The sequence below is a fragment of the Streptomyces katrae genome (assembly GCF_000966975.1).
GTDB classification, from domain to species: domain Bacteria; phylum Actinomycetota; class Actinomycetes; order Streptomycetales; family Streptomycetaceae; genus Streptomyces; species Streptomyces katrae.
This window is the reverse complement of the sequence record NZ_JZWV01000439.1, coordinates 1-14,830: the sequence shown is the minus strand read 5'-3', so window position 1 is coordinate 14,830 and position 14,830 is coordinate 1. Positions and strand designations below refer to the sequence as shown.

14 protein-coding genes are annotated in these 14,830 nt (G+C 74.8%); 8 read left to right on the top strand and 6 right to left on the bottom strand.

Annotated elements, in window-relative coordinates:
* Positions 1–261: 261 nt before the first annotated feature.
* From VR44_RS16665 to VR44_RS16650, 4 genes are all read left to right on the top strand, one after another.
* Positions 262–531 (top strand): hypothetical protein, encoded by a 270-nt coding sequence (locus VR44_RS16665; RefSeq protein ID WP_042813840.1) that lies wholly within the window; start codon positions 262–264, stop codon positions 529–531.
* Between the two features lie 110 nt (positions 532–641).
* Positions 642–1,247, top strand: coding sequence for a DUF7691 family protein (locus VR44_RS16660; protein ID WP_045948290.1), 606 nt, complete (start codon positions 642–644; stop codon positions 1,245–1,247).
* Between the two features lie 111 nt (positions 1,248–1,358).
* Complete coding sequence (locus VR44_RS16655) at positions 1,359–1,715, top strand: YciI family protein (protein WP_045948289.1); 357 nt, start codon at positions 1,359–1,361, stop codon at positions 1,713–1,715.
* Complete coding sequence (locus tag VR44_RS16650) at positions 1,715–2,950, top strand: RNA polymerase sigma factor (RefSeq protein ID WP_045948288.1); 1,236 nt, start codon at positions 1,715–1,717, stop codon at positions 2,948–2,950. Before VR44_RS16655 ends, VR44_RS16650 begins: the two co-directional genes overlap by 1 nt.
* Here VR44_RS16650 and VR44_RS16645 read toward each other — a convergent pair.
* The 6 genes from VR44_RS16645 to VR44_RS16620 form a co-directional block, all read right to left on the bottom strand.
* The gene (locus VR44_RS16645; RefSeq protein WP_045948287.1) at positions 2,940–4,394 is read right to left on the bottom strand and encodes a condensation domain-containing protein; all 1,455 of its coding nucleotides are present in this window, start codon (positions 4,392–4,394) and stop codon (positions 2,940–2,942) included. The genes VR44_RS16650 and VR44_RS16645 overlap by 11 nt on opposite strands.
* Positions 4,395–4,465: 71 nt before the next feature.
* Positions 4,466–4,933 (bottom strand): STAS domain-containing protein, encoded by a 468-nt coding sequence (locus VR44_RS45035; RefSeq protein ID WP_045948286.1) that lies wholly within the window; start codon positions 4,931–4,933, stop codon positions 4,466–4,468.
* A complete protein-coding gene (locus VR44_RS16635) occupies positions 4,930–8,574 on the bottom strand; it encodes an nSTAND1 domain-containing NTPase (protein WP_063778925.1) in 3,645 nt (1,214 codons plus the stop codon). The genes VR44_RS45035 and VR44_RS16635 overlap by 4 nt, the downstream gene beginning before the upstream one ends.
* Before the next feature lie 79 nt (positions 8,575–8,653).
* On the bottom strand, positions 8,654–9,262 hold the full coding sequence (locus VR44_RS16630) for a DJ-1/PfpI family protein (RefSeq protein ID WP_045948285.1): 609 nt from the start codon (positions 9,260–9,262) through the stop codon (positions 8,654–8,656).
* Positions 9,263–9,359: 97 nt separating this feature from the next.
* The gene (locus VR44_RS16625) at positions 9,360–10,247 is read right to left on the bottom strand and encodes a LysR family transcriptional regulator (RefSeq protein WP_045948284.1); all 888 of its coding nucleotides are present in this window, start codon (positions 10,245–10,247) and stop codon (positions 9,360–9,362) included.
* Between the two features lie 106 nt (positions 10,248–10,353).
* Positions 10,354–11,109 carry a GntR family transcriptional regulator gene (locus tag VR44_RS16620; protein WP_045948294.1) on the bottom strand — a complete coding sequence of 252 codons (756 nt, stop codon included), beginning with the start codon at positions 11,107–11,109 and terminating at the stop codon, positions 10,354–10,356.
* A gap of 231 nt (positions 11,110–11,340) precedes the next feature.
* On the opposite strand from VR44_RS16620, the gene VR44_RS16615 reads away from it, so the two are divergent.
* From VR44_RS16615 to VR44_RS16600, 4 genes are all read left to right on the top strand, one after another.
* Entirely contained in the window at positions 11,341–12,504 is a 1,164-nt protein-coding gene (locus VR44_RS16615; RefSeq protein ID WP_094191700.1) for an ABC transporter substrate-binding protein, read from the top strand.
* On the top strand, positions 12,504–13,409 hold the full coding sequence (locus tag VR44_RS16610; RefSeq protein WP_045948283.1) for an ABC transporter permease: 906 nt from the start codon (positions 12,504–12,506) through the stop codon (positions 13,407–13,409). The genes VR44_RS16615 and VR44_RS16610 overlap by 1 nt, the downstream gene beginning before the upstream one ends.
* A complete protein-coding gene (locus tag VR44_RS16605) occupies positions 13,397–14,344 on the top strand; it encodes an ABC transporter permease (RefSeq protein WP_245691871.1) in 948 nt (315 codons plus the stop codon). The genes VR44_RS16610 and VR44_RS16605 overlap by 13 nt, the downstream gene beginning before the upstream one ends.
* Before the next feature lie 5 nt (positions 14,345–14,349).
* Positions 14,350–14,830 (top strand): ABC transporter ATP-binding protein (locus VR44_RS16600; protein WP_045948282.1); only part of this gene is annotated, 481 nt, incomplete at its 3' end.

Below are 14,830 nucleotides of genomic sequence, written 5' to 3'. Positions count from 1 at the left end.
CCGTACTCCCGCGCCACCTCCGCGACGACGGCGTCCAGCGCCCGCGAGGCCTCGACGGCTTTCGGCCAGCTGCCGGTGAAGTAGGCGAGCACCGCGGTCCCCTGCGCCATGCCGGTGATGAAGTCGAATTCCTGGTCCTCCAGAGGCCGGTGCACCCGACGGTCCATGGGCGGTGCTCTCCTCGTTCGTGCCGGTGTCACCGCCAGCCTAGGCGGAGTGGCGCCGCCGCCCGTTGTCAGTGGCGCCTGTGATCCTGGGCGCATGGACCTCAGCACACCGCGCCGGAGGGTCTACGGCGCCGACCACGACGATCCCGATCCGGGCCCGCGCCCCGGCCACGCCTACGGCGAGCTGGTCGGCGGCCCCCTCGACGGGCTGCTCCTCGACGTCACCGGCTGGAGCCCCGCCCGGCTGGCCGAGGAGGCCCGGCTGCCCACCGAGATAGGCCGCTACGGGCCGGGCGGCCGCGCCCACTACCGCCGCCGCGCCGCGGACCCGGACCGCTGGGACTGGTCGGGGGACAGCCGGTAGGCCCGCCGTTCGGAGCAGGACCGACCAGCCCGCCGGTTTCGCCGGAAGGGCCCGGTTCGGAGAACATGAAGCATCGCCTGGGGAAGGATGTGACCGTGGGTCACCTAGTCATGAGCACCGGCAGCATGCGCGACGCCATGAGGCTGCTCACCGCCGTCGAGCGCACGCCCGAGCAGGAGCGCACGCTCGGCAGGGTTCGGGAGAAGTGCCGGACCGTGGACGGGCGGCTGCACGGCCAGGGCATCGACCTGGAGGTCTCCGTGGCCCAGGCCCTGGAGGAGCTGCTCGACGGCACCGTCGGGGCGGCGGAGGGCCCCGGCTACCACTACGCCCTGCAGGCGCTGATCTCCTCGTACTTCTCCGACACCCACGACCTCGGGGACTGGCGCCGCCAGTCCTGGTTCTGGACGGTGGACGAGGAGCTGTCGCGCGTGGGGGTCCCGGCCCGTCTGGCGCTCTCCCGGATCCTCACGTCCGGCCCGCCCGTACGCCTCCCGCCCGCCGGGGACACCACCCCCTGGATGGGCACCTTCCCGACCGAGCTGGCCGCCGAGTTCGTCGCCGCGCACGAGGCGGTGCTGGCCCGGGTGGACCCGCAGGTCCGGGAGACCGTCGAGGTCTTCCTCAAGGCGATCCGCTTCGAGGCCGAGGAATGGGCCTCCGCGGACGAGGACCGGCGCTCCGGACAGGACACGATGTTCTTCTGGTGCGCCTGACGGAGATCCCCGGAAAGATTTTTTTCCGGGACCTGTCGATCCGGTCCCCTTCCGTTCGACGCAGGGGTGAGAGGCGGGGAGAGCCCCCGCCCGTCCCACCGAGGAGTCACCATGCCGCGCTTCCTGACACTCATCCGCATCGACGAGCAGGACCTCCCCCCGCAGGACTTCCCGCCGGAGTTCGAGCAGCGCATGGGCGCCCTCCTGGAGGAGGTCACCAAGGCCGGGGTCATGCTCGACACCGCGGGACTGCTCCCCACCGCCCAGGCCACCCGCCTCGACTGGTCCGGCGGGAAGATCAGCTTCACCGACGGGCCCTTCACCGAGACCAAGGAGGTCGTCGGCGGATACGCCCTCCTGCAGTGCAAGGACAAGGCCGAGGCCCTCGAGTGGACCAAGCGGTTCCTGGAGACCCATCCGACGTCGTGGCACGTGGGCGCCGAGGTCCGCGAGATCCAGGAGATGTAGTGACCACGGCCGGGGCGGTCGAGACGGTGTTCAGGATGGAGTCGGCGCGGATCATCGCCGGCGTCACCCGCATCGTGCGGGACGTCGGCATCGCCGAGGAACTCGCCCAGGACGCCCTCGTGGCCGCCCTCGAGCAGTGGCCCGTCTCCGGAATCCCCGACCGGCCCGGCGCCTGGCTCATGGCCACCGCCCGGCACCGGGCCGTCGACCTCGTACGCCGCAGGGAGACCTACGCCCGCAAGCTCGCCGAGGTCGGCCGGACCCTGGAGGACGCACCGCCGCCCGCCGAGCCCGCCGACCCGGACGACATCGACGACGACCTGCTCCGCCTGGTGTTCACCGCCTGCCACCCGGTCCTCTCCACCGACGCCCGGATCGCGCTCACCCTGCGCCTGGTGGGCGGGCTCACCACCCAGGAGATCGCCCGGGCCTTCCTGGCCTCCGAGCCCACCGTCGCCCAGCGCGTCGTCCGCGCCAAACGGACCCTGGCCAAGGCCGGCGTGCCCTTCGAGGTCCCCTACGGCGCCGACCGCGAACAGCGCCTCGCCTCCGTCCTGGAGGTCATCTACCTCATCTTCAACGAGGGCTACGCGGCCACGGCCGGCGACGACCTGCTGCGTCCCGCCCTCTGCGAGGACGCGCTGCGCCTGGCCCGGCAGCTGGCCGCCCTGATGCCGGACGAGCCCGAGGCGCACGGGCTCGCCGCCCTGCTGGAGTTCCAGGCCTCCCGCACCGCCACCCGCACCGGCCCCGACGGCGAACCGGTCCTGCTCGCCGACCAGAACCGGTCCCGGTGGAACCGGCTCCTGATCCGGCGCGGGGTCGAAGCCCTCGGCCGCGCGGGCACCGGGCCCTACTCCCTCCAGGCCGCCATCGCGGGCTGCCACGCGGCCGCCGTCCGCTACGAGGACACCGACTGGACGGCCATCGCCACCCTCTACGGGCGTCTCGTCCGGCTGCTGCCCTCACCGGTGGTCGAGCTGAACCGGGCCGTCGCCGTCTCCATGGCCGAAGGCCCCGCGGCGGCGCTGCCGCTGGTCGACGCCCTCGCCGGGGAACCCGCCCTGCGCTCCTACCACCTGCTGCCGAGCGTACGGGGGGACCTGCTGGAGCGGCTCGGACGCGGAGCCGAGGCCCGCGCCGAGTTCGAGAAGGCGGCCTCCCTCACCCGCAACGCCCGCGAACGGGAGCTGCTGCTCGGCCGGGCCGCCGCCCTCCCGGAGTTCAGCCCCTGACCCGTGCCGCCCGCGGATCCGGCTCGGGCCGCCGAGGTGCCGTCAGCCCCACCGGCCTGCGGAAGCCGCCCGTACGGGCGACGCACTGCACCGTCCGGCGCAACGCCTCCTGGAAGTCGTCCATGGTGCGCCGCGCGGCCGGGGTGTCCACGTACAGCGAGTTCATGTGCAGGCCGTCCGCGTCCCGCTGGAACCACGAGCAGGTCCCGTTCCCCGTCGCCGACCACACGTGCGTGGTCGGCCGCCACTCCTCGTGCCGCTCGGCCCCCGGACACCGGCGCATGTCGATGTACGAGAAGAAGTTCACCGCGTACGGCCAGGACCGCAGAGCGAACTCCTCCGGAGCCAGCAGCTCCCAGGCCCGTACGAACGGCACGTCCAGGTGCCGCATCATCTCCCGGAACCCCTCGCCGACCCCGGCCACCACCTGGGCGAAGTCCTTGCCGGGGGAGGCGTCGAACTCGATCGGCAGGGTGTTGACGAACCAGCCCACCGAGTCGGTCCACTTCTCCCGGCCGCGCTCGCTGACCGGCATGAACCCCCGGTACACCCCGGGCCCGCCGGCCTCCCGCAGGCACACGGCGACGGAGGCCAGCAGCCCCATGAACGGCTTCGCCCCGGTCTCCCGGCACACCTTCTCGAACACCTCGGCCTCGGCGGCGTCCAGCAGCCAGGAGGCCTCGTTGACGATCGGGTACATCCGGCCCGGCTCCACGCCCAGGTCCAGCGGACAGCGGGGGAAGAACTCCCCGCCCCGCTCGATGAAGGACTTCCAGTAGCCCAGGCGGGCGTCGTCGGCGTCGATGGACAGGTAGCGGCGGCGCTGCTCGTCGGCGAAGTCGAGGTAGCTCGGAGCCGGCGGCAGCTCGGGCTCCTCACCGCGCACCAGTGCCTCGTACGCGGTGAGCACCTGGTGGGCGACGACCGGCATCGACATGCCGTCACAGACGATGTGGTCGAACGCCAGGTAGACGGTCGACGATTCGGGCCGGACCACCGCGCCCATCACGAACAGCGGCCAGGACAGGGTGTCGATGCTCCGCTGGAAGCGCTCCGACAGGAACGCCCCCAGCCGGCCGGCCGAACCGTGCGCGGCCACCTCCACGGCGTCCAGGGCGAGTTCACCGGCCGGCAGGGGAGCGCAGGACACCTCCCCCGCCAGCCGCAGGAACTCGCAGCGCAGCACCTCGTGCCGCTGGACGAAGCCCAACAGGGCCCGCGCCAGGAGCGGTTCGTCCAGGACCCCGTCGACCTCGAAGGTGACGGCCACCCAGGAGGCGACCCGGTCGCCGTCCGCACGGCTCTCTTCGGCGACGGTGAAGTGCTTGTCCTGGTTGAACGAAGCCCTCCGGTCCGCCGCGCCCGGGGCGGTCGTGGAGCGCAACCGCCACTCGACGAGGCGCCCCGGCGCCACCTGGTGCATCTCCAGCGGAAACTGCCGCATTCACGCCATCCCTTCGTCCCCCGAATCAGCCCCGAGCGCCTAACGACACCCGGACCGCGGAAGTGACGCCCTCACCCCCGCTTCCGGATCGGGGGCTCCGCCGCACGGTCCAGCCGGTCCCAGAGCTCCAGCAGCAGCCGCACGGACCGCGAGCCGCGGGCGAGCTCCCAGGTGCGCCCGCCGCCGGCCCACCGGTCCAGGAGGTGCGCCAGGGCGGAGTCGCAGAAGCTGACGTGGGCCGCGTCGAGGACCAGCCGGCGGGCGCCGAGCGCGGCGCCCTCGTCGAGGAGGGCCCGCAGGGGCAGACAGCTGTAGTGGTCGAACTCCCCGGCCAGCGTCACGGAGAGGACCCCGCCGCCGAGCGAGGACCGGACGCGGGGGAGCGGCGGCCCGGCCGGCCCCGGCGGGTCGCCGGGAGCGGGTGGTGCGGCCGACGGGCCCCGGGGCGAGACGCTCCAGGGGCCTGGGAGCGGGGCACCGGCCGGGACTGCGGCCGGGCGCGGCGGGGCGGTGTTTATCGAGTCTATGGGGGTGTTCACGCCCCTTCCAACGGGCCCCGCCCCGGGCGGGAACCGGCGCCGGGGCGCACTTCACCCGCGTGGCCGTGGGCCGGCGCGGCGGGCGGCGGCAGCTGGTGGGCGCGGCGCTGCTCCGGGGTCGGCGGGTGCAGGACCCGGCCCGCCGCGAGGCGCAGCAGCGGCCCGGCGCCGTCCCGGGCGGCCGGGGTCCACAGGCGGACCGTGCGGTCGCGCGAGGAGGTGGCGATCCGGCTGCCGTCGGGGGCCCAGGCCACCCCGTTGACCCAGTCGGCGTGGAGTCCGACGACGGCGACGGGACCGGCCGCGGCCGGGTCCCACAGCCGCAGCGTCCGGTCCCGGGAGACGGAGGTCAGGAGGCTGCCGTCGGGGGACCAGGCGACGTCCTGGACCCGGTCGTCGTGCCCGGCCAGCACGGCGGCCGCCGCGGCCGGACCGTCGGCGTCCGGGGCCCACAGGCGGACGGTGCGGTCCCGGGAAGCGGTGGCCAGCAGGCGCCCGTCCGGCGACCAGTCCACCTCCCATACCTGGTCCTCGTGCCCCTCCAGGGTGCGCAGCCGCCGGCCCGTCGCGGTGTCCCAGACGATGACCGTACGGTCCGTCCCGCAGGTCGCCAGCCGGCTGCCGTCCGGTGACCAGGCGGAGCCCGTCACCCAGTCCCCGTGCCCGCGCAGCACCAGTACCGGCTCCCGGCCGGCCGCGTCCCGGACGTGGACGAGACCGTCGCGCGCGCCCGTCGCCAGCCGGGTGCCGTCGGGGGACCAGGACACCGTCGACACCTCCGCGCCGTGGGCGCCCGGGAGTTCGGCCGACCTGGTCCCGTCGCGCAGCCACAGCGCGGCCGCGCCGTCGCGGCGGCCCACGGCGAGCCGCGAGCCGTCGGGGGACCAGGAGAGGTCCCCGCACTGCCCCGCCGCCAGGACCCGCGGCGGCCCGAACTCCGGCGCGGGCCACAGCCGTACGGTCCCGTCCTCCGAGGCGCTGGCCAGCGCGCCGCCGTCCGGGGACCAGGAGATCTGCCACACCGAGTCGGTGTGGCCGCGCAGTACGGAGGGCGGGGCGGCGGGCTCCCAGACGGCCAGGGTCCGGTCCCGCGAGGCGGTGGCCAGCCGCCGCCCGTCGGGGGTCCAGGCGACCGCCCGCACGGCGTTCTGGTGACCCGTCAGCCAGAGCGCCGAGCCCTCCCCGTCGGCCCCCGCATCGGCCTCCAGGTCCCAGATCCGGACGTTGCGGTGCCGGTCGCCGGCGGCGAGCCGGGTCCCGTCCGGGGACCAGGCCAGGCAGTCGATCTTGTCCATGCTCGACAGGGACCGTACCGCCCGGGCCGTGGCCGCTTCCCGGAGCACCACCGTGCGGTCCGCGGAGGCGGAGGCCAGCAGGGTGCCGTCGGGGGACCAGGCCAGGGCCGTCACCGCGTCCTCCTGGGCGGCTCCGGCTGTCACGGGCTCCCCGCCGTCCGCCGGCCAGATCCGTACGGTGCCGTCGTCCCCGCCGGCGGCGATCCGGCCCCCGTCGGGCGACCAGGCCGCGCTGCACAGAGCCCCGGCCGGGGCCCGCAGGGACCCTGCCGGGGCGAAGGAGGCGGTGTCCCACAGCCGGAGCTCCCCGGCGGCCCCGGCCCACACCAGCCGGCGGCCGTCCGGGGAGAACACCGGCCCGGCGAGCCCGTCGCCGGCCCCGTCCGTGGCGCCGGGCTGCCGCAGGGCGGCCACCGTACGCCAGGTGGCGGTGTCCCAGACGGTCAGCCGGCCGTCCCGGCCGTCCTGGGCGCGCCGGCCGTCCTGGGCGGCGCAGGCCAGCAGGGCGCCGTCCGGCGACCAGGCCACCGCACGGGGCCGGTCGCCGGGCACGTCGAGGACGACCGGGGCCGCCTGCCCCTCCCCGTCCTCCGGGCCGCCGCCCTCCTCCAGGGCGCGTGCCTGCCAGACCCGCAGCCGCCCGTCCCCCGAACAGGCCGCGAGCCGCGCCCCGTCGGGGGACCAGGCCGCCCCGGTCACCGCCGCGCCGAAATCCCCGCGCACCGCCCGCAACAGCGACCCGTCCAGTGCGGTCCGCAGCGCCTGGAGGGCGGAGGGCGTCGGCGCCCACTCCGTGACCGCCGCGAGCGCGACCGCGACGGCCGCCTCCGGCTCGCGGCTCTCCAGCACCCGGGCCGCCACCGCGTCCGCCGTACGCGCCCGGGCCGCGCCGTCCGCCCGCGCGCTGCGCTCCACGTACTCCGCCACCAGCGCCGACACCTCCAGCCCGGCGGGGGCCTGCTCCTGCCAGGCCAGGGCGGCCGCCAGCCGCTCCCCGGTCAGCAGGAAGGCCTCGCCCCGGCCGGCGAACTCCCACTCCTGGGCCCAGCGTTCCCACTCGCCGCGCCGCCGCAGCTGCTCGACGTGCTCGGCGACGGCCCGCCGCAGGGGCGGCCAGCGGCGCAGCAGCGCCTCGTGGGCCAGGTCGAGGACCCCCGCGTCGGAGGTCAGCAGCCGGCCCGCCACGAAGGCGTCGGCCGTCTCCTGTTCGGCGGGCGTCAGTTCGGAGCGCGGGACGCGCCTGCGGACGGGTTCCTCACCCTGCACCGTGACCAGCCGCAGCAGGGTCCGCACCACCGGGTCCGGCCCGCTCCCGCCGTCCCCGTCCGGCCCCAGCAGCTCGGCGCGGATCCGGTCCGCCTGCCCGACGAGCGCCCCCGCGACGCCGCCGGCCTCCCGGTAGTGCGCGAACCCGATCACCGCACCGGGGCCGCCCGCCAGCCGGTACAGCTCCTGCAGGGTGTAGGCCAGCAGGGGCAGCGCGTCGCCGCCCCCGCAGTCGTCGACGATCCGGGACACCAGGCCCGGCTCGAAGGAGACCCCGGCCGCCGCGCCCGGCCGGGCCACGACCTCGTGCAGCGCCTCCCGCTCCAGGGCGCCGATCACCACCGGATCCCGTACCAGGAAGGCCAGTTCGTCCTCCAGGAACCCGGTCAGGAAGTCCGAACGCAGCGTGCCGACCAGCCACAGCTTCGGACGGCGGCCCAGCTCCTCCCGGACCGCGGCGGCGAAGGCGGCCCGCTCGCCCGGTCCCGACAGGGTCAGCAGCTCCTCCAGCTGGTCCACCACCAGCACCCCGGGCCGCCCGTCCGCGGCGGCCCCGTCCAGGGCCCGCCGCAGCGCGCCCACCGGGTCGGTGCCGGGGGTGATCGCCGGGTACGCGGTCCAGCGCGAGCGCCGTCCGGTCAGCGCGGGCAGCAGTCCGGCCCGGACCAGCGAGGACTTGCCGGAGCCGGAGGGACCGACCACGCTCACGAACCGGTGAGCCCGGGCCGGGACCGCCGGGTGCAGCCGGGCCACGAGCGCGGCGGTCTCCCGCTCCCGCCCGAAGAACACGGCCGCGTCCTCCTCCCCGAAGGCCTCCAGCCCCGGGTACGGCGGCTGCCCCGCCGTCCACGCCACCGGGACGGCGAGCGCCCGCCGTTCCAGCCAGCGCAGCCACAACTGGCCGCCGACCAGAGCGAGTAGCCCGATCCCGACGAGGGGTATCGACCATTGGCGCAGCAGCCGCAGCGGGAGCGGCACCTCGCCCTCCACGTTGGTGGCGTAGTTGGTCGCGATCCCGAGCAGGGCGCCCACCAGCATGAGCAGGACGTCGAGGACGAGTGCGAGGGGTCGTCGTTGCATGAGGCCAGAACCTAGCCGCCGCCGTCCCCGGTGCGCGACGGCCCGTCCGGCAACCGGGACCGCTGCCACGGTGGCCGGGTCAGAGCAGGGCGGCGTCCCGCACGCCGATGGCGGACATGACGCGGTCGACGGTCTCCCGCTGTTCACCGACCGGGGCCACGTAGGCGACGGCGGCGCGCGCGGCCTCCTCGCCCAGGGTCCGGGCGATGGCCCAGGCGCCCAGGTACTGCGAGGCCAGACAGCCGCCCGCCGTCGCGATGTTGCCCTCGACGTGGAAGGGCTCGTCCAGCACCGTGACGCCCATCTCCTCGACGAAGGGACGGGTCGTCAGGTCCGCGCAGGCGGGCCGGCCGGCCAGCAGCCCGAGCCGGGCGAGCACCAGCGCCCCGGAGCACTGCGAGCCGATCAGCTGGCGCGAGGGGTCGAGCGGCAGCATCGACAGCAGCCGGTCGTCCTTGATCACGTCGCGGGTCCTGATCCCGCTGCCGATCAGGACGACCTCGGCCTCGCGCACGAACTCCATCGGGCGCTGGCCCGTCACCTCGACCCCGTTCATCGACGTGACCACGGGGGCCGGCGTCGTGATGAAGGCCTCCAGTCCGTCGTTGCGGCAGCGGTTGACCAACGCCGAGGCGATGAAGCTGTCCAGCTCGTTGAACCCGTCGAACGTGACCACCGCTACCCGCATCACAACTCCTCCAGAGGAACGCACCGGACCGCCATGATCGCGGCCGCCGCGGGCGTTGTCACGGGCGATTCCCGGCCGGTGGCCCCGGCTCCGGGTGTCAGGCCCGCCCGTCCGCCGAGGTCCGCAGGGCGCGGGCCAGGGCGGTGGCGTACGGGTGCGGGGAGCGCAGGGGAGCGGCGACGCCCAGGTGGCGGGCCGGGCGGGGCGGGGCGAGGGGGACCACCGCCGAGCCCTCGGGCGGGGCCAGGGCGATGTGCGGGACCAGCGTCACGCCCACCCCCGCCCCGACGAGGCTCTGGGCGAAGAAGTAGTCGGTAGTGGACGCGGCGGTCCGCAGTTCGAACCCGGCCCGGTCCGCGTAGCGGCGCAGGAAGGCCTCCGTCTTCAGGCAGCCCAGCACCCAGCGGTCGGCCGCCAGTTCGGCCGGCTCGACGGTCTCCCGCTCCGCCAGCCGGTGTCCGGCGGGCAGGACCGCGTACAGCGGGTCCTCCAGCAGCGGCAGCCAGGACAGTCCGGCCCCCGAGGGCAGCGGTCCGTCGAAATGGTAGGCCAGCGCCAGGTCCGCCGCACCGGCCCGCACCATCGGCAACGAGGCCTCCGGTTCGGCCTCCAGCACCGTCAGCTCCACCTCGGGATGAGCGCGTACGAAGGCGGACAGCGCCCCGGGCAGCAGGTGGCGGCCACCGCTGGTGAAGGTGGCCACCGTCAGCCGGGGCCGGCCGGCGGCCAGCCGGTCGATGCGGGCGCGGACCCGGTCCAGTTCGGCCGCGACGGTCTCGGCCGTCTCCACCAGCAGCCTGCCCGCCTCGGTGAGGGTGACCCCGCGCGTGCTGCGCTCGGCCACCGGCTGGCCGAGGCCGCGCTCCAGCGCGGCGATGTGCTGGGAGACCGCCGAGGGGGTCAGCCGCAGGGCCGCGGCGGCCCGGTTGAAGCTGCCGTGGTCGGCCACGGCCCGCAGCACGCGCAGCCGGTGCACATCGATCAAGGGTGTTCCTCGGGGCCGGTCGGGGGCGGGCGCTTCCGCTGGGACCCTACAGCGGCCTGGCCGGAACCCGGGAAGCCGAGCCGGAACCCGGGACGCCCGGCCGGGGTCAGCGCTCCCCGCCGCCGCCCGGGTGCCGCTCCAGCGGCGCGGCTACTGCCGAGTTGCTCACACTGAAGGTGACGCTGCCGGCCCGGTAGCGGTCGTCGGACCACTCGATGGGGCGGCCCGTGCGCGTGGCCGATACGTGACGCTGGCGCAGCAGCGGGCTGCCGCGCCGGACCTCCAGCAGCCGGGCGTCCTCGCTGCCCGCCGGGAGCGCGTCGATCAGGTGCTCGCCGTAGTGGGCCGCCACCCCCGAGTCCGCCGCCAGGCCGTCCATCACCGAACGGCAGTCCTCCGGCATGGCCTCCACCGCCTCGGCGACCCAGTCCGCGTAGGCGGTCCGCTCCACCATCACGGGCTGCCCGTCCAGCAGCCGCAGCCGCAGCACGGCCAGCACCTCCGTACCCGGGGCCAGCGCGAGGCGCTCCGCCTCCTCGGCCGTCGCGGGCCGCCGGGTCCGCGACAGGAAGCGGCTGCGGGCCTCGTGGCCGATCCCCTCGGCCCACTGGGCGAAGCTGTTCAGCTCGCCGAAGCTGTGCCGGCGCTCGTGGCGCAGGACGATCCTGCGGGCCCCCTGGCTGGAGCGGACGAGCCCCTCGGCGGCCAGCGTGGCGACGGCCTGGCGGACCGTCCCGCGCGAGGCGGACCAGCGGGCCGCCAGGTCGCTCTCCGAGGGCAGCCGGGCGCCCACCGGGTAGGCGCCGGAGAGGATCTCCCGGCGCAGCTCCTCCGCGATCTCCAGGTACCGGACCGTGCCCATGCCGTTCGCCCCCCGCTCGCCTCGGTGCGGGTCCTCCCGCACCGCCACTCATGATCATTCCAGCAGGTTCTGTCACGACTTCTTTCGGTCATTCTCGTCTCTTCGTCGAGCCGTGCTCCGCGGTCCAGCCGCCGTTCACCGCCCGTACAGCCGGCCCGGGCGAACTGGGGCCAACTTGTTCAGACAAGTGACGCCTGACAAGTGATCCCCCCTTCGTCTCCGGGAGAGACCGTGTTCCGTTCCTCCGCCCGTCGCGGTGCGGCCGTCCTGCTCAGCGCCGCCGCCCTCGCCACCCTCGGCGCGTGTGGTGCCGCCCCCGACCAGCCCGCCGCAGGCGACGGCGCCAAGGGCAAGGCCCAGCCGGCCACCGCCGCCTCCGCGGCCGACCTCGGCGGCATGGACGCCCTCGTCGCCGCCGCCGAGAAGGAGGGCCGGCTCAACGTGATCGCCCTGCCGCCGGACTGGGCGAACTACGGCGAGATGATCAAGGCGTTCCAGGCGAAGTACCCCAAGATCAAGGTCTCCAGCGAGAACCCGGACGCCACCAGCGCCGACGAGATCGCCGCCGTCAAGTCCCGCAAGGGCCAGACCCGCGCCCCCGACGTCCTCGACCTCGGCATCGCCTTCGCCCGCAGCGGAGCCGGCGAGAACCTCTTCGCCCCCTACAAGGTCACCGCCTGGGACAAGATCCCCGCCTCCCAGAAGGACGCCGACGCCCGCTGGTACAACGATTACGGCGGCTACGTCTCCATCGGCTGCGACGCCGCGAGGATCCCCACCTGCCCGCAGACCTTCGCCGACCTGCTCAAGCCGGAGTACAAGGGCAAGGTCGCCCTCAACGGCAACCCGACCAAGTCCGGCTCCGCCTTCGGCGGCGTCTACGCGGCAGCCCTCGCCAACAAGGGCTCCTTCGCCGACATCCAGCCCGGCATCGACTTCTTCGGACAGCTCCGCAAGAGCGGCAACTTCATCCCCGTCGAGTCCACCCCGGCCACCGTCGAGAAGGGCGAGACCCCCATCTCGATCGACTGGGACTACCTCAACGCCGGCTACGCCGAGCAGTTCAAGGGCAAGGGCGTCGACTGGAAGACCGTCGTCCCCGCCGACGGCGTCTACGCCCAGTTCTACTCCCAGGCCATCAACAAGGAGGCCCCCAACCCGGCCGCCGCCCGCCTGTGGATGGAGTTCCTCTACAGCACCGAGGGCCAGAACATCTGGCTCAAGGGACACGCCCGCCCCGTCCTGCTCCCGGAGATGACCCAGGCCGGCACCGTCGACAAGGACGCCGTCACCAAGCTCCCCCAGGTCCAGGGCACCCCGTCCTTCCCGGCCTCGAACGAGCTCGACCAGGCCAAGGCCGTCCTCGCCGAGAAGTGGGACAAGGCCCTCAGCTGATGTCCGCACCCACCACCCCTCACCCGGAGGGCACTGCCGGCGGCACCACCCCCCGCCGCCGGCGGCGCGGCCCGCGCACCTGGCTCGCCACCCTCCCCCTCCTCGTCTTCACCGGGTTCTGCTTCGGCATCCCGCTCGCCGCCATCGCCTTCGGCGCGGTCACCCGCACCGACCCCGCCACCGGCGCCACCTCGGTCACCGGCGAGCACCTGGCCCGCTCCCTCCAGGGCCCCTACCTCGGCTCCCTGACCGGCAGCGTCCAGCTCTCCGCCCTGACCGCCCTGCTCGCCACCCTGATCGGCGTGCTGATCGCCCAGGCGCTGGTCACCTCCCGCTCCACCGCCCTGCGCTCGGCCGCCCTGACCGCCTCCGGCGTCCTCGCCAACTTCGGCGGGGTCCCGCTGGCCTTCGCGTTCATCGCCACCGCCGGGATCTCCGGCGTGGTCACCCGGCTCGCCGACCTCACCGGCCTGGGCTGGGACCTGTACTCCTTCACCGGCCTCACCGTGGTCTACCTGTACTTCCTGATCCCCCTGATGGTGCTGGTCACCGTCCCCGCCCTGGACGGTCTGCGCCCCCAGTGGCGCGAGGCCGCCCGGAACAACGGGGCCACCGGATGGCAGTACTGGCGCCACGTCGGCCTGCCCGTGCTCGCGCCCTCCCTGCTCGGCGGGTTCGTCCTGCTCTTCGGCACCGCCTTCGTGGCCCACGCGACCGCCGCCGCCCTCGTCGGCGGCTCCGTACCGCTGGTCACCCTGAAGATCGCGGACGCCCTCTCCGGCAACGTCCTCACCGGCCAGGAGAACGTGGCGCTCGCCCTCGGCCTCGACATGATCCTGATCGCCGGCCTGGTCATGGCGGTCTACCTGCCCCTCCAGCGACGGAGCGCCCGATGGCTGCGATGACCGAGACCGCCGAGACCGCCCAGACCGCCACCGGGGACCCGGTGACCGAAGCCGTCCCTGAAGAGGCCACCGCCCGGGCCGGGAAGGCGGCCCGGCACCGCCCCCGCCCCCGGGTGTGGCGCGGCGCCGTACTCGCCCTGGCCGGCACCTACTTCCTGCTGCCGCTCCTGGCCTCCTCCGTGTTCACCGTGCACGTTCCCGGCCAGGGCCTCACCTTCCAGGCGTACACCGAACTGCTCGGCGCCGACGGCTTCTCCCAGAGCCTGCTCCTCTCCCTGGGCCTGGCCGCCGCCACCATCGTGCTGTCCCTGCTGCTGGCCGTGCCCGCGCTGGTCGCCGTACGGATCGGCTCGCCGAGGCTGCGGCCCGTGGTCGAGGTGGTGTGCATGCTGCCGCTGGTGGTACCGCCGATCGCCCTGGTCACCGGGATCACCACCGTCCTGCGCTGGGGACCCGAGCACCTCTCGCGGACCCCGCTCTACCAGACCTTCATCGCCGTGCAGGACGAGCGCTTCCCCGTGGTCCTGGTCCTCGCCTACACCGTGCTCGCGCTGCCGTTCGTCCACCGCTCGCTCGACGCGGGCCTGCGCGCCGTGGACGTGCCCACCCTGGTCGAGGCCGCCCGCAGCTGCGGCGCGAGCTGGCCGTACGTGGTGTGGCGGGTGCTGCTGCCGAACCTGCGGACCTCCCTCGCCGGGGCGGCCTTCCTCACCCTGGCCCTCGTGCTCGGCGAGTTCACCATCGCCTCCCTGCTGGGCTTCAGGCCCTTCGCCGTGTGGATCGTCTCCGTCTCCGGCGCCCAGGCCCGGATGTCGGTGGCCGTCTCCATCCTCAGCCTCCTCATCACCTGGCTGCTGCTGCTCTTCCTCTCGCGGGCCGGAACCGCGCCGTCCACCACGGCCGCCGCCCCCGCCACCTCCCGCAAGGAGCCCTGACCCGCATGTCCACCACCCTGACCGAGGCCGGGAAGCCGGCCCAGTCCGCCGCCACCGGGGGCGCCCGCGTCGAATTCCGCGGCCTGCGCCGCGCGTTCGGCACCACCACCGCCCTCGACGGACTCGACCTGACCGTGGAGCCCGGCGAACTCCTCGCCCTGCTCGGCCCGTCGGGCTGCGGCAAGACCACCGCCCTGCGCGTGCTCGCCGGCTTCGAACACCCCGACTCCGGCGAGGTCCTGGTCGACGGCCAGGACATCACCCGGGTCCCGGCCAACCGCCGCGACGCCGGGATGGTCTTCCAGTCGTACAGCCTCTTCCCCCACCTCGACGCCCGCGAGAACGTCGCCTTCGGGCTGCGCGTACGGGGCGTCCCGGCGGCGCGCCGCCGCGAACGCGCCGCCGAACTCCTGGACCTGGTCGGCCTGCCCGAGCACGGAGACCGCTACCCGCACCAGATGTCCGGCGGCCAGCAGCAGCGCGTGG